The sequence below is a fragment of the Corallococcus sp. Z5C101001 genome, from assembly GCF_007352635.1.
Classification (GTDB): Bacteria; Myxococcota; Myxococcia; order Myxococcales; family Myxococcaceae; genus Corallococcus; species Corallococcus silvisoli.
Genome location: NZ_VKLU01000020.1, coordinates 1 through 20,707, shown reverse-complemented (window position 1 = coordinate 20,707; position 20,707 = coordinate 1). Strand labels below are relative to the sequence as shown.

Annotated in this window: 17 protein-coding genes; 7 read left to right on the top strand and 10 right to left on the bottom strand. The window is 69.9% G+C overall.

Features of this window, described 5'->3' with window-relative positions; translation table 11 throughout:
* Nucleotides 1–131: 131 nt before the first annotated feature.
* The 4 genes from FOF48_RS33395 (at nucleotide 132) to FOF48_RS33380 (ending at nucleotide 3,771) form a co-directional block, all read left to right on the top strand.
* The gene (locus FOF48_RS33395; protein ID WP_143908537.1) at nucleotides 132–1,235 is read left to right on the top strand and encodes a hypothetical protein; all 1,104 of its coding nucleotides are present in this window, start codon (nucleotides 132–134) and stop codon (nucleotides 1,233–1,235) included.
* Nucleotides 1,236–1,258: 23 nt separating this feature from the next.
* Entirely contained in the window at nucleotides 1,259–2,554 is a 1,296-nt protein-coding gene (locus tag FOF48_RS33390; protein WP_143908535.1) for a hypothetical protein, read from the top strand.
* Nucleotides 2,555–2,565: 11 nt separating this feature from the next.
* The gene (locus FOF48_RS33385; RefSeq protein ID WP_143908533.1) at nucleotides 2,566–3,342 is read left to right on the top strand and encodes a hypothetical protein; all 777 of its coding nucleotides are present in this window, start codon (nucleotides 2,566–2,568) and stop codon (nucleotides 3,340–3,342) included.
* 192 nt (nucleotides 3,343–3,534) lie between these two features.
* Nucleotides 3,535–3,771 (top strand): YHS domain-containing protein, encoded by a 237-nt coding sequence (locus FOF48_RS33380; protein ID WP_255442942.1) that lies wholly within the window; start codon nucleotides 3,535–3,537, stop codon nucleotides 3,769–3,771.
* 43 nt (nucleotides 3,772–3,814) lie between these two features.
* On the opposite strand, the gene recJ is transcribed toward FOF48_RS33380, so the two are convergent.
* The 7 genes from recJ to FOF48_RS33345 form a co-directional block, all read right to left on the bottom strand.
* Nucleotides 3,815–5,530: a single-stranded-DNA-specific exonuclease RecJ gene (gene recJ, locus FOF48_RS33375; RefSeq protein ID WP_143908529.1), complete on the bottom strand. Its 1,716-nt coding sequence runs from the start codon at nucleotides 5,528–5,530 to the stop codon at nucleotides 3,815–3,817.
* Between the two features lie 344 nt (nucleotides 5,531–5,874).
* On the bottom strand, nucleotides 5,875–7,038 hold the full coding sequence (gene secF, locus FOF48_RS33370; protein WP_143908527.1) for a protein translocase subunit SecF: 1,164 nt from the start codon (nucleotides 7,036–7,038) through the stop codon (nucleotides 5,875–5,877).
* A gap of 27 nt (nucleotides 7,039–7,065) precedes the next feature.
* Nucleotides 7,066–8,838 (bottom strand): protein translocase subunit SecD, encoded by a 1,773-nt coding sequence (secD, locus tag FOF48_RS33365; RefSeq protein WP_143908525.1) that lies wholly within the window; start codon nucleotides 8,836–8,838, stop codon nucleotides 7,066–7,068.
* Entirely contained in the window at nucleotides 8,838–9,188 is a 351-nt protein-coding gene (gene yajC, locus FOF48_RS33360; protein WP_143908523.1) for a preprotein translocase subunit YajC, read from the bottom strand. Before yajC ends, secD begins: the two co-directional genes overlap by 1 nt.
* A 151-nt stretch (nucleotides 9,189–9,339) precedes the next feature.
* Nucleotides 9,340–10,473, bottom strand: a complete 1,134-nt coding sequence (gene tgt, locus FOF48_RS33355; protein ID WP_201756672.1) for a tRNA guanosine(34) transglycosylase Tgt — start codon at nucleotides 10,471–10,473, stop codon at nucleotides 9,340–9,342.
* 56 nt (nucleotides 10,474–10,529) lie between these two features.
* A complete protein-coding gene (queA, locus tag FOF48_RS33350; RefSeq protein WP_143908520.1) occupies nucleotides 10,530–11,663 on the bottom strand; it encodes a tRNA preQ1(34) S-adenosylmethionine ribosyltransferase-isomerase QueA in 1,134 nt (377 codons plus the stop codon).
* Nucleotides 11,664–11,672: 9 nt separating this feature from the next.
* The gene (locus FOF48_RS33345) at nucleotides 11,673–12,779 is read right to left on the bottom strand and encodes a SpoIID/LytB domain-containing protein (RefSeq protein ID WP_143908518.1); all 1,107 of its coding nucleotides are present in this window, start codon (nucleotides 12,777–12,779) and stop codon (nucleotides 11,673–11,675) included.
* Nucleotides 12,780–12,896: 117 nt separating this feature from the next.
* Here FOF48_RS33345 and FOF48_RS33340 point away from each other — a divergent pair, with 117 nt between their 5' ends.
* From FOF48_RS33340 to FOF48_RS33330, 3 genes are all read left to right on the top strand, one after another.
* Complete coding sequence (locus tag FOF48_RS33340; protein WP_143908516.1) at nucleotides 12,897–13,445, top strand: hypothetical protein; 549 nt, start codon at nucleotides 12,897–12,899, stop codon at nucleotides 13,443–13,445.
* Between the two features lie 124 nt (nucleotides 13,446–13,569).
* Nucleotides 13,570–13,908, top strand: coding sequence for a hypothetical protein (locus tag FOF48_RS33335; protein WP_143908515.1), 339 nt, complete (start codon nucleotides 13,570–13,572; stop codon nucleotides 13,906–13,908).
* Nucleotides 13,909–14,004: 96 nt separating this feature from the next.
* The gene (locus FOF48_RS33330) at nucleotides 14,005–14,586 is read left to right on the top strand and encodes a hypothetical protein (protein WP_143908513.1); all 582 of its coding nucleotides are present in this window, start codon (nucleotides 14,005–14,007) and stop codon (nucleotides 14,584–14,586) included.
* A gap of 30 nt (nucleotides 14,587–14,616) precedes the next feature.
* On the opposite strand, the gene FOF48_RS33325 is transcribed toward FOF48_RS33330, so the two are convergent.
* The 3 genes from FOF48_RS33325 to FOF48_RS33315 all read right to left on the bottom strand — a co-directional run bounded on the left by FOF48_RS33325 (nucleotide 14,617) and on the right by FOF48_RS33315 (nucleotide 20,138).
* Nucleotides 14,617–15,849, bottom strand: coding sequence for a KamA family radical SAM protein (locus FOF48_RS33325; RefSeq protein ID WP_143908667.1), 1,233 nt, complete (start codon nucleotides 15,847–15,849; stop codon nucleotides 14,617–14,619).
* Complete coding sequence (locus FOF48_RS33320) at nucleotides 15,849–17,219, bottom strand: KamA family radical SAM protein (protein WP_143908511.1); 1,371 nt, start codon at nucleotides 17,217–17,219, stop codon at nucleotides 15,849–15,851. The genes FOF48_RS33325 and FOF48_RS33320 overlap by 1 nt, the downstream gene beginning before the upstream one ends.
* Nucleotides 17,220–17,330: 111 nt before the next feature.
* Nucleotides 17,331–20,138, bottom strand: coding sequence for a serine/threonine-protein kinase (locus tag FOF48_RS33315; protein WP_143908509.1), 2,808 nt, complete (start codon nucleotides 20,136–20,138; stop codon nucleotides 17,331–17,333).
* Between the last annotated feature and the right edge of the window lie 569 nt (nucleotides 20,139–20,707).

Genomic DNA, 20,707 nt, shown 5'->3' with positions numbered 1-20,707 from the left:
CGACGCGTCAAGGAATCCATGGCTCACGCCCCGCTGCGTCCACCCCTGGATCCTCCTCGGAAGATGGGCATTGGAGCAGGCAAGGCGGCCCGTCCCCGCAACCCTGCGCCGGCTTCCGGGTTGATGGGGGCATGCAGGGGGACCAGGAGATCCGTCGCAGGTCCGGGGGCATGGCCGCGTGCGCCCGCGCCGGGCTCGTGTTGTGGGCATTGTGGGGGCCGGGGACCGCCGCCGGGGCGGAGCGCGCGGACAGCTCGCTCACGCTCGAGGCGAGCGCCGGCCACGGCGATGCCCTCTGGAGCCTGCTGGGGGACGTGGGCGTGGGCGAGGCGACCTACCTCACGCTCGGCTACACCGGGGCGCGGCCGGAGTCCGGCACCGCCGCCACCCACCAGCTCTCCGTCGGCGTGGATCACCTGGCGGGCGACCACTGGCTCGTGTCCGGCGCCGTCGGCGTGGGCCTGGCCAAGGGCTCCGACACGGAGCTGACCCCGGAGTCCCCCCGGCTCGACATCCCTGGCCTCACGGCCCGGACGGGCTACAGCAGCCAGTCCTTGCAGCTGGGGGCGGCCTGGGACTCGGCCGGCTTCGCCACCTGGGAGTACGGCCTGGACGCGGGCCTGGGCGTCAGCCGCTACCCGCTGCGCCGCCAGCTCCTCACCATCGCCGGCGACACCCGGAGCGTGCGGTACGCGCAGGAGGACATCCTCTGGGCGGCCCGGCCCACCCTGGGGGGCCGGCTCATCTGGGACGCCCGCTGGGAGCTGGGCCTGCGCGGGGGCTTCTCCTTCTACAGCGAGGACCCGCTCACCGCGGGCCAGTTCACCGACGCGGAGACGGCGACCCTGGAGGCCCAGCTGGAGAGCAAGGTCGCCACCCGGAAGCTCCTGGCGCGCCTGCGCCGGCGGCAGCTGCGCGACCTGGGCACGGCCGTGACCCGGCGCCTGGAGGAAGTCAACGCCGGCACCGGCTTCCCCTCCGCCCCCGCCCGCTTCGACGTGAAGCCGTCCCTCACCTGGCGGCTGGGCCCCGCGCTGCGCGGCCAGCTGTCCTACGCCTTCACCCGGTACGTCCCCACCCAGGGCGTGGCCCACGTGGTGGCCACCCGGTGGACGGTGCGCCTGGGGGAAACGGTGCGGATGTGGGCCTCCGTGGCCCTCCAGCGGGACGTCCCGGAGGACGGCCCGGCGGAGTCCTCCGGACTCCTGACACTCGGAGGGGAATACACGTTCTGAGCGGTCCGGAGTAAAACGGCGTCATGCTCCGAACAGTCATCACCGCCGCCGTCGGGCTGACCCTGGCCGCCGGCTGCGCGCCGGACAGCGAGGCCCCCGTGCGGGTCTCCGTCCTCGCGCGCTCCAGCAACGGCCAGTACGTCCCCACTCAGGTCGAACTCACCACCATCGAGGACATCGTCGGCCTGAAGGGCAGCGTCGGCGACCTCCAGGGTGGCGCTCGCATCGTCATCGACGCGAACGACCCCGCGCTCCAGAACGCCACGGTCGACACCCTCGAGGATGTGCTGCTCAAGAAGACCGGCCACGACGTGAAGGCCAGCTACATCAGCCAGAAGGACCCGACGACGGGCCAGGACGTCCTCTGGCCGGCGGACTTCCACTCCTGGAACATGGTGACCTCGTATTACAACCTCGAGCGCGCCAACGAGTACTTCCGCACCGTCGCCAACGTGAAGGTGGCGTCGTTCGAACCGACGCCCAGGCTCTACTACTTCCCGGAGTTCATCCAGGCGCAGTCGAGCAAGGAGCCGGCGCGCGACAACGCCATCTTCTACCCGGTGCTCCAGTCCTTCCTGGTGCTGCCGTTCGATCAAATCCAGCGCGCCCCCCTGCCGCTCAACGCGGCGGTGATGGCGCACGAGTACTCGCACCTGGTCTTCAACCGGCTGGCGTACGCCACCCAGTCGCTGCCCGTGTCGCTGTCCACCTGGTCGGCGGAGAGCCCCAGCCCGGGCGCCAACGTGCTCAAGTCCTTCGACGAGGGCCTGGCGGACTACCACGCCTACGGCGCCACCTGCCGCAGCCCCAGCGGGTGTGATCCGCGCTTCCTCGCGTCCTCCTTCGACGGCGGCCCGTTCTCCGCGGTCACGGACGCGCGCGACCTGTCCAACGGCAACCGGTGCATGAGCGCGCTGCTGTACAACAGGCTCTACGGCCTGGACGTGGGCTCCTTCTCCGGCGAGGGCAGCGAGTACCAGGTGGGCACGCTGCTGGCGACCGCGCTCTACCAGGCGGGCCGCTCCAGCGGGCAGGAGGCGCAGCTGCAGCGCGCCATCGTCTCCGCGTACTACGACACGGACCCCTCGAACCCGGGCATCTATCAGCTCACCCAGCTCGTGTTGGGCAACCAGTCGCTGTTCACGCTGGCCGTCCCCGCCAGCGCCATCATCTCGCACATCACCGACCTGGAGCTGCGCAAGGCCGTCTGCAACGAGTTCATGGATCACCTGCAGATCCCGCGCGCTGACCTCATCGGCGACAACCTCTGCCCGCCCAGCACCGCGGGCGGCACCACCTGCCCCAACATCTTCCAGTGAGGCCCGCTCCCTTGAACACCTGGCTCAAGGCCTGCCTCGCTGGCGGCCTGCTCCTCGCCCCCGCCGCGCTCGCCCAGAGCGCGGACGACGACGACCCCTACGCCTACCCGGAGGACGTGGCGGACCGCAACGCCAAGAAGGCCCAGAAGGACGACGACGACGCCTACGACCGACGCCGCAAGCTGGTGGACGAGACGGACGAGTTCCGCGAAGCCGCCGAGCGGGAGAACGACGACGGCTTCCATCGCATGGCCCGCCTGGACGACCCCAACCTGGGCGTCGCGGTGGAGCTGGTGGGCGGACTGTTGATGGTGGACAGCGCCCGCGGCGACTTCTCCGACAACCGCCCCGGCCTGGGCGTGCGCGCCACCTGGGAGTTCGGCCGCTCGCTCATCACGGAGAACGAGACCCTGCGCGAAGCCCTCTTCGCGGACCTGCGCTGGCTCTACGGCAGCCTCAGTGACGGCACGGAATTCATCAAGGGGGACACGCGGCTTCACTACTTCACGCTCGCGCCCGCCTGGTTGTTCCGCTTCGGGGACTCGCCCTTCGGCTTCTACCTGCAGGCAGGCGCCGGCCTCGCCTACCAGAACACCGGCATCACCATTGGTGAGAACGAGACCAAGGTGAACGGCCTCAAGCCCCTCATCCAGTACGGCGTCGGCCTGCGCGGGCGCCCCGCCCTGTCGCGCTCGCTGCACCTCACTTTCCGACTGGAGGCCATGGGGCTGCGCCGAGGCTACGCCAACGACATCTTCCTGGGCGCCAGCGCCGGCGTCGGCTTCTAGGACGCCCCGGATGAACCTTGGCCCCCGCTCCCTTCCCCGCCGGGGAGCGGACGCGGGGGTTGAACTTTCTTCTCACTCCATGCCCTGGCCTTGCTCCCTCGGATTGGCGGTGCCAGGAGACGCTTCCCTGGCATGCCCCCTGCTTACGTCGCCGGGGGTTGGGGGAGTCAGGGCGCCGGAGGGAGGTGGACCGTGAAGGGTGAGCACGAGCAGCGGCAGGGCGGCAAGCACTGGGATCCCGTGTGCGGCAGGCACCTGGAAACGCCAGAAGGCCACCCCTCGTCGGAGTACAAGCGGCGGCGGTACTTCTTCTGCTCGGAGGGCTGCCGCTCCGCCTTCGAGCGCCAGGCGGAGCGCTTCCGCCTCAACGAGTTGGCGCGGGCCGGGGCGTTGATGTCGCCCGGCCGGGTGCGCTGGGGCCTCGCGTAGCGCGGACATCGCCCCGGGGCTCCAGAAGCCCCAGGGGGATGCATCAGGCGGCCTGACGCACGTCCTTGAGGCGCAGGGACAGCTTGCGCTGCCCCCGGAAGGTGTCGAAGCCGGCCTGGAAGGCCAGGTCCACCGGCCCCTCCACCAGCGACACGCGATCCGCCATGCCGAAGCCGATGGCGTCCAGCTCCGGCGCGTCCAGCAGGGCGAGCTTGAGGTGGCCCGCGCCGCTGACACCGGACTTGGCGGGCAGCACGCGCGGCCGGGCCGTCTGGCCGCGCAGCACCAGCACGGGCTCCGGGTTGCCCTGGCCGAAGGGCCCCAGCCGCTGGAGGGACTCCACCGCCGTCGCGTCCAGGTCGCGGGGATTCACCACCGCGTCCACGCGGCAGCGCGGAATCAGGTCCTCGGGCGTCAGGCGCTGCTGGGCGATCTTCGCGAAGGCTTCACGGAAGGCGGGCAGCTGCTTCGCGTCCACGGTGAGGCCGGCGGCGTGCTTGTGCCCGCCGTAGCGCGTGAGCAGGTCCGCGCAGCCGGTGAGCGCGTCGTACAGGTGGAACGCCTCGATGCTGCGCGCCGAGCCCTTCCCCACGCCGTCCTTCACGCCCACCATCACCGTGGGCCGGTGGAAGCGCTCCACCACGCGCGACGCGACGATGCCGATGACACCGGGGTGCCAGCCCTCGTCGTAGAGCACGAAGCCGCGCGCGTCCCGGTGCTCCTCCGCCTGCGCCAGCGCCTGCGTGAGGATGCTGCTCTCGATGCCCTGGCGCTCCGCGTTCGCCCGGTCCAGCACCTGCGCCAGCGAGCGCGCCGTCTCCACGGAGTCCGCGCACAAAAGCTGGAGCCCCAGCGACGCGTCATGCAGGCGGCCCGCCGCGTTGATGCGGGGCCCCAGGCGGAAGCCCACCTGCCCCGCGGTGACGGCGGCATCCGGCTCCAGGCCGGCCACCTCCTTCAGCGCGCGGATGCCGGGGCGGCGGCCCTGGGAGAGCTCCTGGAGGCCGTGCGCCACGAGGATGCGGTTGGCGCCGGTGAGCGGCACCACGTCCGCCACGGTGGCCAGGGCCACCAGGTCCATCAGCGCCTTGAGGTTGGGCTCCTTGCGCGTGGCGAAGAAGCCGTCATCGCGCAGGCGCTTGCGCAGCCCCATGCAGAGGTTGAAGGCCACACCCGCGGCGCACAGCACCTTGGTGGGGTACTCGCAGCCGGGCTGATGCGGGTTGAGCACCGCCGTGGCAGGCGGCAGCGTGGGCGGCACCGTGTGGTGGTCCACCACCACGACGTCCAGGCCCATCTCCTTCGCGCGCGCGATCTCCGCCACGGAGGTGATGCCGCAGTCCAGCGTCACCAGCAGGCGCGTGCCGTCCTGCGCGATGCGCTCCACCGCGCCCAGGTTGAGGCCGTAGCCCTCGTCCAGCCGGTGGGGGATGTACGTGGCGGGGGTGGCGCCCAGCTCCTTGAGGAACAGGTACATGAGCGAGGTGGAGGACACGCCGTCCACGTCGTAGTCCCCGTAGAGCGTCACCTTCTCCTTGAGCCGCACGGCGCGCAGCACGCGCTCCACCGCGGGGCCCATGCCCTTCATCCGGAACGGGTCCGGCAGGTCCGCCAGCCGGTCCGACAGGAAGGCCGATGCCGCCTCGGGCGTGCGGTAGCCCCGGTGGAGCAACACCCTTGCCGCCAACGGGTGCAGCGACAGCTCACCCGCAAGCGAACCCACCTCCTGCTCGACGACGTCTGGAAGCAACCACCGCATGGAAGAAGACAGTACCTCAGACGTCCGACCAAGGCAGTCCAACCCGACCACTCACACCACCCTCCTGCACGTCCGTTCAGACGCGCGCTCGGCTGCCTTCCCGCCCTCCACCTGCACGGCGGGTGCGCGGTGCTCGGCACGCGTGCCGCACCGTCGGCGTGCGCGGCACGTCCCGCGTCCTCGACGACGAGGACTGCACGCAACGGCATCGCACCAGAGCGCGCCCCTCACGCGGAGCGCGAGCGTCGAGCGCGCCGGCCTCGCGCGAAAAAGTGAAGGGCCCTCGCTCCCACGGATGGGAGGAGGGCCCTCGTCACTTCAACGCGTCACGAACCGGGACGGCTTCAGGCCGCCTTCGCCTCGTGCTTGGTGCCCGAGTGGCCCTCGCGGGAGTGCGCGCGCTCGTCCAGCCAGATGACGACCGGGCTGGCGATGTACACGGACGAGTACGTGCCAACGAGGATGCCCACCAGCATCGCCATGGCGAAGTCGAAGATCTCGCCCACGCCGAAGATGAGCAGACCGATGAGCGACAGCGCCGTCACGCCGGAGGTGAGGATGGTGCGGCCCAGCGTGTCGTTGACCGCGATGTTGATGACCTCCGGCAGGGGCTTGCCCTTGTACTTGGCCATGTCCTCGCGGATGCGGTCGTAGATGACGATGGTGTCGTTCACCGAGTAGCCCACGATGGTGAGCAGCGCGGCGATGGACGTGAGGTTGAACTCGCGCCGGCTCACCAGGTAGTAGCCCGCCACCATGATGACGTCGTGGAGCATGGCCAGCAGCGCGCCCGGGCCGAACTTGAAGTCGAACCGGAACGCCACGTAGATGAGGATCGCGACCATGGAGTACACGAGCGCCATCACGCCGCGGTTGCGCAGCTGCTTGCCCACCTGCGGGCCCACGTAGTCCACGCGGCGCTGCTCGAAGTTGGGCTTGTCCAGACCGGCGCTCAGCGCGGCGAACACCTTGTCCGCCATGCCGCTCGCCACGACCTGGTAGTCGTAGCCCGTGCCGCCCTGGTTCGCGCCCAGGTCACGCACCTCCTGCACGCCGATGCCCGCGCCCTCGACCGCCTTCTTCACGGCCTCCACGGACATGGGCTTCACGGAGCGGAAGTTGACGATGCCGTTCGCCATGTCGGCGTAGACATTGCGCGTCTCGCCCAGGCCCTGGATGGCCGCCTTGGCGTGCTCCGCGTTCTCCTCGGTGAGCTGCGTGACGCCGCCCATGCGCAGGAGGAAGGAGTTCTCCTCGGCCGCGCCCACGCCCTGGACGCTGACGTCGTGCAGGCCGCCGGCCTGCGCGCGCTCGCGCACCTGCTCCGCGGTGGTGGGCGTGTCGTACTTCAGCTCCACCACCGTGCCGCCGGCGAAGTCCACGCCGAAGTTGAAGCCCACCGCGGCGATGCCCACGATGATGGCCAGGTTCAACAGGGTGGAGATGAAGAGGGCCGGCTTGCGCTTGCCGATGAAGTCGAAGTTCGTCTTGTGCTTGAGAATCTGCATGGCGGGTTCCCGTGGCGCCTGGGCCGGTTAGACGGACACCGACTGCGCGTTACGGCCGTGGACGAAGTAGGTCGTGATGACGCGCGTCACGACGATGGACGTGAACAGCGACGCCAGCAGGCCCACGATGAGCGTGGTGGCGAAGCCGCGGACCGGGCCCGTTCCCGTGAAGAACAGGATGAAGCCCGCGATGAGCGTCGTCACGTGCGCGTCGAAGATGGTCCAGAAGGCGCGGTCGTAGCCCTGGTCCACCGCCGCGCGCGCGGACTTGCCGTGGGACAGCTCCTCGCGGATGCGCTCGTTGATGAGCACGTTCGCATCCACCGCGATGCCCAGCGTGAGCACGAAGCCCGCGATGCCCGGCAGCGTCAGCGTGGCGTTGAAGAACGCCAGACCCGCCAGGATGAGCAGGCCGTTGAGCAGCAGCGCCACGTCCGCGATGAGGCCGGACTTGCGGTAGTACACCGCCATGAACACCACGACGAGCGCCAGGCCCACCAGCGCGGCCAGGCTGCCCTTCTTGATGAGCTCGTCGCCCAGCGTCGCGCCCACCTGACGGATTTCGCCCACCGTCACCGGCGCGGGCAGCGCGCCCGCCTTGAGCACCAGCGCCAGCGTCTGCGCCTCGCCCAGCCACTCCTCGAAGCTGCGCGCGCCGGCGCGGCCCATGGTGATGCGCGCCCGGCCGCCGCCAATCTTCTCGTTGATGCGCGGGGCGGTGTGCACGTTGTCGTCCAGCACGATGGCCATCCGGCGGCCCACGGCGGCCTCGGTCAGCTTCTCGAACTCACGCGCGCCGGCCGGATCGAACGCCAGGTTCACCTCCGGCTCGTTCATCTGGCTGACGGACGCATCCGCGCCGGACAGGCTCTCGCCCGTGAGCGGCACGTTCTTGTCCAGCAGGTAGCTGCGGTAGGACAGGCAGTCGTTCTTCTTCACCGGGTTCGCCACGCACTGGGTCACGACGTCGCGGCCCTCCGGCGTCTTGTCCTTCGCGTACGCCAGCAGCGCCTCGCGGTTGGGCGAGGACAGCTGCGGGAAGCCCTCGTCATCCACCAGCGTGATCTTGCTGTCGGCCGGAGGCGGGTGCTGCTGGAACATCTGCGCGAACACCTGCGGGTTGGTGTCGTCCACCATCCGGAACTCCAGCTGCGCGGTGGTGCCCACCAGCTCCTTGGCCTGCTCCGGGTTGCTGCGGCCGGGCAGCGAGATCTGGATGGAGTCCGTGCCCAGCTTGCGCACATCCACTTCCGCCACGCCCCACTTGTCGATGCGGCGACGGATGACGAGCATCGCCTGGTCCACGGCCTCATCGCGGAAGCGGTTCACCTGGCCCTCGTCCGGCTTGAGCACCAGCGTGCCGCCGTTGCGCGAGTCCAGGGAGAAGTCGGTGAAGGTGGCCAGGACCTCCTTCTGGATGGCGTCCATGGTCGCCGGGTCCTTCGCGGTCAGCGTCAGCTGCAGCCGCTCCGGATCCGTGTCCGCCGTCACCTCGCCCAGCTTCTTGTCGTTGACGTACGTGGCGATCTGCTGGCCGCGGCGCTCGGTGCGCTTCTGCAGGGCCGTCTTGGTGTCCACGCGCATGACCATGTGGATGCCGCCCTGCAGGTCCAGCCCCAGGTTGAGGCGGTACCTGGCCGGGGGCGCCCACTTGGGCAGCCGCTGCTCCAGCACGGCGATGTTGTTGCGCTCGGAGCGGTCCAACACCACCAGCGAGTAGTACGTCGGGACGAGGAACCAGAACGTTCCCAGCGTCACCGCGACAATCATTCCGAACTTCCACCACCAGCCGCGGTCCATTACTTCTCCTCCTTCTTCTCGGCGGGGGTCGTCGCCGGGGCCCCGGCCACCGGAACGGACCCCTTCGCACTGACAGCCGACTTCAGCACGCGCACGCGCACGCCGCTGGCCACTTCCACCGTCACGGTGGTGTCATCCACTTGATGGATGCGCCCGAGGATGCCGCCCTGCGTCACGACGTCATCCCCCTTCTTCAGCCCCGCGAGCAGGGCGCGGTGCTCCTTGAGCTGCTTCTGCTGGGGGCGGATCATCACGAAGTACATGATGGCGACCAGCACGGCGAGGAAGCCAAAGGTCCCCAGGGGAGAACCGGCCCCGGCCTGCGCGAGAATCAGGAAACTGTCAGCCACACACTGCCTCGTCGTTTGAGAGGGAGGACTCGGAAAGCGCGCCCCGACCCGGCGGACGGGTGGGGGCAAATCATCCGAAAGGGTGGCCTCTTAGCAAGGGCGCCCCATGTGAGCAAGTGAACGCCGGAAGCGTGGCAAAGCCTCTGGCCGCTCACCGGCCGCCTTTGCGCTCGGCTTCCTGAGCGTGGGCCCGGGCCCGGAAGTCCCGGGCGAACGCCGCGAAACGGTCCTCGGCGATGGCCCGGCGCACCTGGGCCATCAGGTCCAGGAAGTAGTGCAGGTTGTGCAGCGTGTTGAGCCGCATCGCGAGGATTTCCCCCGCCGCGAAGAGGTGGCGCAGGTAGGAGCGGCTGAACGTGCGGCAGGTATAGCAGGAGCACGCCGGGTCCACGGGACGCGGGTCCCTGGCGTATGCCGCGTTCCGGATGACCAGCTTGCCCTCCGAGGTGAAGAGCAGGCCGTTGCGCGCGCACCGCGTGGGCAGCACGCAGTCGAACATGTCCACGCCGTGCTCCACGCACGTCACCAGGTCCAGCGGCGTGCCCACGCCCATGAGGTAGCGCGGGCGGTCGCGGGGCAGGAGCGGCGCGGAGTAGGCCACGCCCGCGTGCATCGCCTCGGGCGCCTCGCCCACGGAGTAGCCGCCCAGCGCGTAGCCGGGCAGGTCCACCGCGCACACCTCCTCCGCGTGGCGCTTGCGCAGGTCCTCGTGGAGGCCGCCCTGTACGATGCCGAACAGCGACGAGCGCTCCCGGCTCCACGCCTTCACGCACCGGTGCAGCCAGCGCGTGGTGCGGGCCAGGGACTTCTCCAGGTAGGCGCGGTCCTCGGTGGACGGGGGGCACTCATCGAACGCCATGATGATGTCCGCGCCCAGCGTCTCCTGGATGGCGATGGAGCGCTCCGGCGACAGCGAGTGCCGGGAGCCGTCCAGGTGCGACTGGAAGGCGGCGCCCTCCTCCGTGATCTTCCGCTTCTCCGACAGGCTGAACACCTGGAAGCCGCCGCTGTCCGTGAGCATGGGGCGGTCCCAGGAGATGAAGCGGTGCAGGCCGCCCATCTCTCCGATGAGCGGCTCTCCCGGGCGCAGCATCAGGTGATAGGTGTTGCCCAGGATGATCTGCGCCTCCAGGGCGAGCAGGTCGTCCGGGCCCACGCCCTTGACGCTGCCCACGGTGCCCACGGGCATGAAGATGGGCGTCTCGATGGGGCCGTGGGGCGTGTGCAGCCGGCCGCGGCGGGCCTGGGTGCCGGCGTCCTCGTGCAACAGCTCGAAGCGCACCAGCCCCGGGGGCACGCGGGTATCGCCCTTCTCCTTGCGCTGCTCGTCGACCACGGCACTCACTCCTTCACCAACATGGCATCGCCGTAACTGAAGAACCGGTAGCCCGCGCGCACGGCCTCCTGGTACGCGGCGAGCGTGCGCTCCCGGCCCAGGAGCGCGCTCACCAGCATCACCAGCGTGGAGCGCGGCAGGTGGAAGTTCGTGAGGAGCACGTCCACCTGGCGGAAGACATAGCCGGGGCGGATGAACATCGCCGTCTCCCCGGGCCCGGCCCTCAGCCGGCCCGTCTGGGGGTCGGTGGCGGACTCCAGCGTGCGCACCACCGTGGTGCCCACCGCGACCACCCGGCGGCCCTCCGCCTTCGCGGCGTTCACGGCGGCGGCCGTGGCCTCCGGCACGGTGAAGCGCTCCGGGTGCATGTGGTGCTTGTCCAGCACCTCCTCGCGCACGGGGAGGAAGGTGCCGGGCCCCACGTCGAGCGTCACCTCCACGCGCCCCACGCCCTTCGCCGCGAGCCGCGCGAACACGTCCTCGGTGAAGTGCAGCCCGGCGGTGGGCGCGGCCACGGCGCCGGACGCGCGGGCGTACACGGTCTGGTAGCGCTCCGCGTCCGCGGCGCCGGGCTCGCGGGTGATGTACGGCGGCAGGGGCAGCCGGCCCGCGGCCTCCAACAGGCTGGCGAGCGACGCGCCCGGGGCCGCATGGAAGCGCACCCGGTACTCCCCTCCCCCCAGGGCCTCCAGGACCTCGGCGGACAGGCCTCCGGCGAAGGTGACGGACTGGCCGGGCTTGAGCCCCTTGGACGCCTGCCCCAGGCAGACCCAGTCGAGCGATTCGGGCGCGCCGCCCAGCGCGGCGGAGGTGAGCGTCGCGGCCGCGGCGGGCCGGACCACCAGCAGCTCCACGCGGCCCCCGGTGCCGCTCTTCTGGCCCAGCAGGCGAGCGGGGATGACGCGCGCGTCGTTGAGCACGAGCAGGTCGCCCTCGCGAAGCAGGTCCACGAGGTCGGTGAAGTGCTGGTGGCTCCAGGCGCCGGTGGCACGGCTGACGACCATCAGGCGCGACGCGTCCCGGTGGGGCAGCGGGGCCTGGGCGATCTGCGCCTCGGGGAGCTCGAAATCGTAGTCGGAGAGGAGGGACGACACGGGGTCAGCGCTTGTAGCAGCCCCCGCGCCGCCTGGGGAACCCATCCAGAGCGGTCAGTAGAGCTGCTGGAACTCGGCGCCCGGGTAGTAGTGGGAGAGGATTTCCCGGTACGTCCGGCCCTGGTCCGCGAAGGCCTTGGCGCCCCACTGACACAGGCCCGCGCCATGACCGAACCCACGGCCGGTGAACACATAGTCCTTGCCGGACGCCTCCACGTCGAAGTCCAGGCTCTTGAGGCGCGTGTAGCCCAGCTTCCGCCGGAACAGCACGCCGTCCACCACGGTGCCGTCCTTCAGCGTCACGCGGGTCACCCGGTGCGTGGACGTGCGGCCGGTGACGCGCAGCCCCTCCGGGGAGGACTTCAGGGCCTTGCGCAGCTCGGCTTCGGAGAGGGTCGCGGACCAGCGGCTGGCGGGCAGCTTTCCGCACGGGCAGTCGACGGGCCTGAGGTACGGCAGGTTCCGCTGCAGGGCGTCCTGGCCGGACTCCGTGTGGCCGCCGCAGGAGGCGTGGAAGTACGCCTCGATGGGCGCCAGGTCGTACGTCAGCACCTCGCCGCGGGTGGCCTCGACGGCGGCGCGCGTCTTGGCGTCCTCGCGGTTCACCCCGCCGTACACCTGGTGGAGCACGCTGCTGCCCATGTGGAAGGCGGCGCCGTAGGAGTCCAGCTTCTTCTGGAGCGCGTAAGTGCGCGCGGCGACGGCCTGGGCCTTGAGCGCCTCCAGGGGAAACGACACGGGCATCTCGCTGCCCAGCACGGCGGCGAGGTAGTCCTCCAGCGGGATGACGTTGATGAGCTGGAGGCTGTCCCGGTAGAGGCGCACGACGACGTCGCCGCGGACCTGCGCGCTGCCGGCCTTGAGGGGCTCGTTGCCGGGCCCGCCCGCGTCGGAGGCCTCCATGCCGCCTCGGAAACGGATGGCGTCGCCAATGACGGGGGCCCCGTTGACCTCCAGCCGCCCATTGCGGCGGCGCACCTGGGCCTGACCGGCGGTGATGGCGACGAAGGCACCGTCTTCGGCATCGGGTCCGAAGCCCAGGCCGCGTCCGCTGACGCGCACCTCGTCTCCGGGGTCGTCCATGGCAATGCGCATCGTCTCCACGGCGGACGCCCGCGACGACACGAGCAGGAGCAGCAGCAATGCCACACGTTGCAACATGGTTGAACAGTCTAGGGGCGGGGCGATCCGCCTCAAGAAATCGGCCGGGGGCCCGGACGCGCCAGGGCGGATGAGGCCGCGAAATCCCCCGGCGGATGGCGCAAAATGGAGCCCCGAATGACCCCCTCCGTCCCCGATGCCGCCCGCCTCCCCCCCGAGGCCCTGGTCGCGGCCCTGCGCGAGCTGGAGCCCCGCGCGTCCGCCGTGCTGGTCCGCCGGCTCGTGGAGCGCCGCCCGCTCGAGGAGTGCGCGACCTGGTACGGGATTTCGAGCGACGCCTTCTCGGTGCTCCTGTTGCGAGCGGGCGTGGAGCTGGCCCGGCAGGCGGGGCAGCCCGCGAGGCCTCCGGAGAGCGCGGAGGAGGCCGCCGCCTGGGAGCGCATGCTGGCCGCGGCCGTGGAGCGAGACACCGCCCCTGTTCCGGTCGCGCTCGCCCCGGTGGCCCAGCTGTGCCGGCGGATGCATGAAGCAGGGCCGCAGGTGGAGGCCGCGCTGGCCCAGGCCGCGCAGGCGGACGCGGACTCCCCCCGAAGGGCCCGGGAGGAATGGCTGCGCCGGCTGGCCGTGGCCGCGCTCCTGGCCCTGACGGCCTGGCTGTATTGGACCCGGCCCCCGGAGCCAGACCCCAGACCCGAGCGCCGCATGCGCTCACCGGAACGACGCTGACCCCGGGCCCACGCCCTCCACGGTGAGCGCCCCCCACTTCCCCAGGACCCGTTCTCCATTGCCGAACCCAGCCGAGGGAGTGGGCGACTGGACGCGGCCCGGAGCGGGCGCATATGGGTAGGGCATGCGAGCGACCCGGTCGTGGATGGCCCTCTTCGTCTTGGTGGGATTCGCGCTGACGGGCTGCGCGAAGCACGTGGACACGCGGGTGGCCGGAGATGACGACGCGGCCATCGACGGCATCGAGGCGCGCCTCGACGAGCTCCGGGCACGCGAGCAGGAAGACAACATGAGCTGCGCGGAGCAGTGCGACGTCTCCGCGAAGACCTGCGCGACGGCGGAGCGGCTCTGCGGGCTCGTGGACCGGAACGCGGACCGCGACGACCTGCCGCCGCGTTGCGCCAAGGCACGCGAGCAGTGCGCGGGCGCCGGAGACGGCTGCACCCGCTGTCAGGCCCCCTGAGCTGGCGCGCGGCGAAGAACCGCCCACCGGGAGGCGCTCGCCCATGCGTCCCCTCGGGCTCCATGCCTATGATGGGTCCGATTGAGGAGCCTCCCCATGATCCCCCGTCTCTCGTTGATGCTCACTGCCTCGTCGCTGGTGCTGGCGACCCCTGCCTTCGCGGAGGAGGAAGGACTGACGCCGGAGAAGGTGGCCGCCATCCAGCGAGATGAGGCCGCGGCCCAGGCCAAGGTGAACGCCGAGTACGGCGACCGCAAACCGTCGGAGATGAGCAACGAGGACCGCGGCAAGTCCATCCGCGCCCAGCAGGAGGAGGCGGCCAAGGTCATGGAGAAGCACGGCGTCTCCGCGAAGGAGTACGCGGGCTACACGGCCCGGATGACGCCCGAGGACAACCAGCGCGTCGCCAACGAGTCCAAGCGGCTCGACGACAAGGCCAAGGCGGAGAAGGAAGCCGAGGCGAAGAAGCGCAAGGGCGACGGAGAGGTCCACATCCAGCAGGGCTTCAGCGACGCGGACCCCGTGGAGCTCGAAGCCGAGGAGGGGGCGGACCCCGTCGTCGATGTCGACTCCAAGCTGGAGACCGCGCCGGCCGTGGACATCGGTGACACGGGCGGCACCCCGCACTCGGCCCCCGGCCGGAAGGCGTCCAAGTCGGGCTCCAAGCGCGGCAAGTAGCTCCCAGCGCGCGCCAGGACTTCGGGGCCGTCAGCGACCCGCGGCGCGCAGCTCCCGCGCCCGGGCCTGCCACACCTCGTCGTACGGGCAGGAGCAATCCGTCTCTTCGGGCTCGGGGTAGGCGTACGTCTGCCCCTTGTAGTTGCGGAACAGCGTCTCCCGCTCGCCCCGTTCGATGACGTAGTCGGGCTGGAGCGTGACCTTCCCTCCCCCGCCGGGCAGGTCCACGGCGAGGTGCGGCACCGCGAGCCCGCTGGTGTGTCCGCGCAGCTGCTGGAGGATCTCCAACCCCTTGGCGATGGGCGTGCGCAGATGCTCGCACCCCTCCGCCACATCCATCTGGTGCAGGTAGTACGGACGCACGCGGCTGCGCAGGAGCACGTGCGACAGCTCCTTGATGATGCGCGCATCCGAGTTGAGCTGCCGCATCAGCACCGCCTGGTTCTCCACCGGCACGCCATGGTCCACCAACCGCTCGCACGCCTCACGGGCCTCGGGCGTCACTTCCTTCGGGTGGTTGAAGTGGGTGATGACGTAGACGGGCGCGTAGCGGCGCAGCAGGCGCGCCAACGAATCCGTGACCCGCATGGGCAGCACCACCGGAACGCGCGTCCCGATGCGGATCATCTCCACGTGCGGAATCTCGCTCAGCGGCGCGAGCAGCGACTCCAGCCGCTCCTCGCTCAGCAGGAACGGATCGCCCCCGGAGATGAGCACGTCGCGCACCTCGGGGTGGTTGCGCACATAGTCGATGCCCCGGCGCATCTGATCCTTGGTGAGCTCCGCCTCGCCGCCCTTGGTGATGCGCCGCCGGGTGCAGTGCCGGCAGTAGACGGAACACGTATCGATGGCCAGGAACAGCACCCGGTCCGGATACTTATGGACGATGCACTCCTCCGGGCGCGTCTTGTCCTCGCCGAGCGGATCCTCCAGCTCCCCGGGCCGCACCCGCGCCTCGGCACGCACCGGGATGGACTGCATGCGCACCGGGCACGACGCGTGGTCGGGATCGATGAGCGACAGGTAGTAGGGGCTGATGCCCACGCGGAACAGCGAGGACGTCTCCTGCACCCCGGCGCGCTCCTCCGGGGTCAGGCGCACGTAGCGCTCCAGTTGCTCCAGGTTGCGCACCGAATGCCGCTGCTGCCAGCGCCAGTCGCCCCACTCCGCGTCGGTCGCGGAGGGAAACAACCGGGCCCGCCCCTCCGCGCTGAGCGAGGGACGGGTGAACAAGGGCGCCAGCGCGCCCGCGGAGGAATCCATCACGCGGCCTTGGGCTGCTCCCGCCACCACGCCTGACCGGACTCCGGCAGCGTGTCGATGGGATCGTAGTACTCGTACTTCCGATCAAGTGCGTCGGCGTCGTTCGCCTCGACGCTCGTGCGGTAGTTCTTGGTCCAGTAGGAGATGCCGCGCTCGCGGTCGTACTCCGACACCTGGTGGATCCACCGCTTGCCCACGAACGGCACGTCACACACGATGCGCGGCGTGGCGAAGCCCGGCATGTACCCCATGATGTCGTGCTGGAGCTTCTGCGCCTGGGCCACCGACAGCCGCCAGTGCTCGCTGTTGGGGATCATGTCGCACATGTAGAAGTAGTACGGCAGGATCTTCGCGTGGTCGAGCAGCGTGAAGCACAGGTCCAACAGCGCCTTGGGACTGTCGTTCACGCCGCGCAGCAACACCCCCTGGTTGCGCACGTCGCGGAAGCCCATGTCGAGCAGCTTGCGCACGGCCTTGCCCACCAGCGGCGTGAGCTGCTGCGCGTGGTTGACGTGCGTGTGCAGCGCCAGGTCCACGCCACGGTCCACGGCCTTCTTCGCCAGCCGGTCCAGGCCCGCCAGGACGCTGTCCTGGAGGAAGTGCTGCGGCAGGGCCATGAGCCCCTTGCTGGCCAGGCGGATGTCCCGGATGTTCGGGATGTCCATCAGCGCGCTGACGAACGGCTCCAGCGCCTGGATGGGCAGGTTCGCGATGTCGCCGCCGGACACCACCACGTCGCGCACGGTGGGCGTGCGGCGCAGGTAGTCCAGCATCTGCTCGTAGCGCTCCTTCTGACCGGTCGCGAACTTGTGCTTGGACACCTGGGGGACGTCGTTGCCCACCAGGTCCATGCGCGTGCAGTGGCCGCAGTACTGCGGGCAGGTGGGCAGCATCTCCGCCAGCACCTTGGTCGGATAGCGGTGCGTCAGGCCCTCGACGACCCACATGTCCGCCTCGTGGAGGCTGTCACGGCTGGCGCGCGGGTGGTTGGGCCAGTCGGTGCGGCGGTCGGCGATCGCCGGGAGCATGTACCGGCGGACCGGGTCGCTCCACAGGTCCTCCAGGTTCATGGTGTTGAGCATCTGGGGCGGGACGAGGATGGACATCGTCGCCCGCTCCTTCTGGTCCAGCTCCATGCTCGCCGCCAGGTCGTCGGGCAGCAGCGCCCCGAGCGTCGCCCGCAGCTCGCGCAGGTTCTTCACGGTGTGCTTGCGCTGCCACACCGAGCTCTCCCACTCCGCCGCGGTGACGTCCTTGTAGCCGGGGATGCGCCGCCAGTCGGGCTCCACGAACTCCTTGCGGAGTGGATAGGTGAAGGGCTGCTGCGCGGGGCCAGCGTCGGGCTTGGCTCGAGTGGACATCGTGTTCATGGACACATCACCTCAACGTAAGGAGCGTCGTGGGCGGGGCGTCATAGCCCGCCCCCTGCCATCCCTGCTCAACAATCTCGGAGGGCACAAGATGCCCTCTGGCCCGTCCGCTCAGTTCACCGGAACGTTGATGAGCTTGGCCACGCCCTCCGCCTCGATGACCACCACCTGGGGCTTGGTCGACTTGCCGTTGAGCTTGAAGACGACCTTGCGCTTGCCCACGGCGAGCGACAGCGGATTGCCCAGCGGGACGGGGCTGACCCGACCCGTGTTCTTTCCATCCACCCAGATCTGGGCGCCCGCTGGAGACGTGCTGCAGGCGAACTTGCCCATCGCGGCGGCCGCCACGGGCTTGGGAGGAGGCGGAGGCTTCGGGGTCGCGACGACGACGGGAGGCGGCGGCTTCGGCTTCGGCGGCGTGGGCTTGGGTGGCTCGGGCGCGGGTTCGGCCTCCATGTCCACGGCCACGCGCACTTCCGTGTCACCGCCGGACAGGAAGTCGCCCGAGAAGGGCTTGTAGCCCGAGCGCTTCGCCGTGAAGGTGTACTTCTTGCCGATCTCCAGGTCCGCGAGCTTCGCCCCGGGCAGCTTGCCCAGGGACTTGCCGTTGACCGTGATCTCCGCGCCCTCCTGGCCTTCGAACACGGCGGTGAACGTCTTCGGCGCTGGCGGCTCGACAGGCTTCTGCGGCGGGGGCTCCGGCGTCGTGGGCGGGGGCGTGTTGTCGACGACCGGGGGCGGCGTCGTGGGGGGAACCTGGGGCTCCGGCTGTTTCGGCTCCGGCGGCTTGGGCTCGGGCTCCTTGGGAGTGGGCGCGGTGGCCGTCAGCCCCAGGAGGATGGGGGTCGCCGCCTGCCCCGCGACGACCTCCACCTGCTGCTTCACGGGCTGGTAGCCGGGAGCGGAGGCCGTCACCTGGTGCAGGCCCGCGGACAACTCGATGACCTGATTGGCGATCACCGGCTCCCCGTCCACGAGGACGGTGGCGTTCATCGCGTTCACGATGAAGTTGACGGAGCCCGTGGACGAGCCACGGACCATCACCACGACGCCCCCGATGAGGAGCAGTGCCACCGCGACGGCCGCGCCGATGATGGCGGGCTTGGGAAGCGGCTTCTTCGGCCCTGCCGGTGCCTTCGGCTTGGCCTTGGCCTTGGCCTCGACCTTGGCGGCCGGGGCCGGCTTCGCCATCTTGGAAGCCTTCTGGGGAATGGTCGCCGGGCCGTCGGCCTCGTCGTCATAGGGCGGCTCGTCCGCGTCCTGCTGCCCTTCGTCCCCGTAGTCTTCCTCGCCTCCACGGTCGAACTCGTCGCCCTGGTCGTCGTAGGCGCCGTCCGGGTCCTCCTCGTCGGCGGCCTGGGCGCGGAGCCCGTTGTGGCGGGACCCCACGGGGAGAGTGATGTTGCCCGTCGTCTCCTCTTCCTCGGGGTCGAGCACCGGGGCGGCCGATCCCCCACGCCCGCGGGAGGGAGGAGCCGTTGGAGCCGGACCGATCATGGTCGCGCCGGCATAGGCCTCGCCGCCCTCATCCCCGATGATGACCTGCGACTTGGGGCCACTCTTGCCCTTGCCGCGCGGCGCATCGTCGCGAGCGAACGGAGAAGCACTGGTGTGGTGCCCGGCCCGGTCGATGGGGTTCTCCGAACGGCCCGTGATGCTGTCATCCACCACGACGCTGCTGTCAGCGATGCGGGTCTCGGGCGCGCGGAACGTGTGCGTCGAGTCGACGATCTGCGTCTTGTCCGCGGCGCCATCCATCTCCGCCAGCTCCTCGGCGGTGGGCGGCGGGATGTAGCCTGGCGCGGGCTGGGCAGGCGCCGTGGAGGCGCGGCCCACGGGAGAGCCCGACGCCGAGGGAGCAGGAGACTTCTTCTGCGCGGTCGCGCGGGGTGGCGGCGCCGCCGCAGGCGGCGGGACCGTCACGCCCGAGTGCTCAATCTGGTCGGGGCGCTCGACGGAGGCATAGCGCTCCATCTTCTCGGCCTCGCGGAGCATGTCCTCGGCGAAGGCCTCTTTCATGAAGCCGGACAGGTGCTTCGACGAGTAGATGGCATCCCCCGCGAGGAGGAAGCGCATCAGGTCCTCCTGGAGGTCCGACGCCCACTGGTAGCGGTCCTCGGGCTCGCGAGCGAGCGCCTTGAGGACGACCTTCTCCAGGCCCGAGGAGATGTTCGGGTTGAATTCCCGCGGCAACGGGATGTCCGCGTTGCGCACCTTCTCCAGCGTGGAGAAGTCCGACTCGCCCACGAAGAGCTTCTCGCCCGTGAGCATCTCGTAGAGCAGCACACCGACCGCGAAGATGTCGCTGCGCCGGTCGATGGGCATGCCCCGGACCTGCTCCGGGCTCATGTAGCCGAACTTCCCCTTGAGGATGCCGGCCTGGGTCTTCTGAGAGCGGTTGGCGGCCTTGGCGATGCCAAAGTCGATGATCTTCACCTCGCCTTCGTAGGAGACGAGGATGTTCTGCGGAGACACGTCGCGGTGGATGATGTGCAGATCCTGGCCGCGCGCGTCCTTCTTGCGGTGGGCGTAGTCCAGGCCCTCACACATCTTCGAGACGATGAACACCGCCTGTGCGGTGGGCATGATCTCCTTGCGACGGCGATAGCGCTCCAGGAGCGTGCGAACGTCGCGGCCCGCCACGTACTCCATGGCGATGAAGTACGCGTCCTCGTGCTTCCCGAGCTCGTGGATGTGCACGATGTTGGCGTGGTTCAGCTGAACGCTGATTCGCGCCTCATCGATGAACATCGTGATGAACTCGTCATCCTCGGCCATCGTCGGGAGGATCTTCTTGATGGCCAGGATGCGCTCGAAGCCCTCGACGCCAAAGGCCTTCGCGATGAAGACCTCGGCCATACCGCCGACGTTGACGCGCTCGAGGAGCAGGTACTTCCCAAAGAAGGTCGGCTTCTTCATCTCGCGGGGCTGCCCGGCGCCGGCGAGTACGAACCGCGGCAGGCGGTGCGCAGACCGGGGGGAGCAATGACTCTAGATCCAGTAGGAACGGCGGTCAAACATCCACAATGACGCGATTCCCCAAGGAATCCGAGAACTTGGAGTCCAGACGCCCTGGAGCTGACCCACCCCTCATTCGCGGGGCGCGCCAACGTCACCGATCCGATCACAATCGCGGCCCTCCCAGGCGGCCCCAAGAGGCCAGGTGAAGCAGTCCGAGGGGCATCCGCGAGGGAGGTTCGACCCCCAGCGAATCGCGCTTCTTGGACCGCCACATGAGGAGATTGCCCGACGCTCCTGAACCTTCTGGACAGCGGACTCCGAGCGAGGTCGATTCGACACAACGCAGCGCGCCATCCCGTAGGAAGGAGCGCATGAAGCCGAGCGAACGCGAACACGTGCGTTCACGGCAGGCGATCCGAAGCCCGCAAAGACAAAGCCCCTGGTGCCATGAGGCACCAGGGGCTTTCAAAAAGAATCCGGCAGCGACCTACTCTCCCACGCGGTTTCCCGCGGAGTACCATCGGCTC

Bases quoted from the DNA above. Each gene is read 5' to 3' on its own strand.
- FOF48_RS33395 (WP_143908537.1), top strand. From the start codon at position 132: ATGCAGGGGGACCAGGAGATCCGTCGCAGGTCCGGGGGCATGGCCGCG.
- FOF48_RS33390 (WP_143908535.1), top strand. From the start codon at position 1,259: ATGCTCCGAACAGTCATCACCGCCGCCGTCGGGCTGACCCTGGCCGCC.
- recJ (WP_143908529.1), bottom strand. From the start codon at position 5,530: ATGCGGTGGTTGCTTCCAGACGTCGTCGAGCAGGAGGTGGGTTCGCTT.
- secF (WP_143908527.1), bottom strand. From the start codon at position 7,038: ATGCAGATTCTCAAGCACAAGACGAACTTCGACTTCATCGGCAAGCGC.
- secD (WP_143908525.1), bottom strand. From the start codon at position 8,838: ATGGACCGCGGCTGGTGGTGGAAGTTCGGAATGATTGTCGCGGTGACG.
- queA (WP_143908520.1), bottom strand. From the start codon at position 11,663: ATGGGTTCCCCAGGCGGCGCGGGGGCTGCTACAAGCGCTGACCCCGTG.
- FOF48_RS33345 (WP_143908518.1), bottom strand. From the start codon at position 12,779: ATGTTGCAACGTGTGGCATTGCTGCTGCTCCTGCTCGTGTCGTCGCGG.
- FOF48_RS33340 (WP_143908516.1), top strand. From the start codon at position 12,897: ATGACCCCCTCCGTCCCCGATGCCGCCCGCCTCCCCCCCGAGGCCCTG.
- FOF48_RS33335 (WP_143908515.1), top strand. From the start codon at position 13,570: ATGCGAGCGACCCGGTCGTGGATGGCCCTCTTCGTCTTGGTGGGATTC.
- FOF48_RS33330 (WP_143908513.1), top strand. From the start codon at position 14,005: ATGATCCCCCGTCTCTCGTTGATGCTCACTGCCTCGTCGCTGGTGCTG.
- FOF48_RS33325 (WP_143908667.1), bottom strand. From the start codon at position 15,849: ATGGATTCCTCCGCGGGCGCGCTGGCGCCCTTGTTCACCCGTCCCTCG.
- FOF48_RS33320 (WP_143908511.1), bottom strand. From the start codon at position 17,219: ATGAACACGATGTCCACTCGAGCCAAGCCCGACGCTGGCCCCGCGCAG.
- FOF48_RS33315 (WP_143908509.1), bottom strand. From the start codon at position 20,138: ATGAAGAAGCCGACCTTCTTTGGGAAGTACCTGCTCCTCGAGCGCGTC.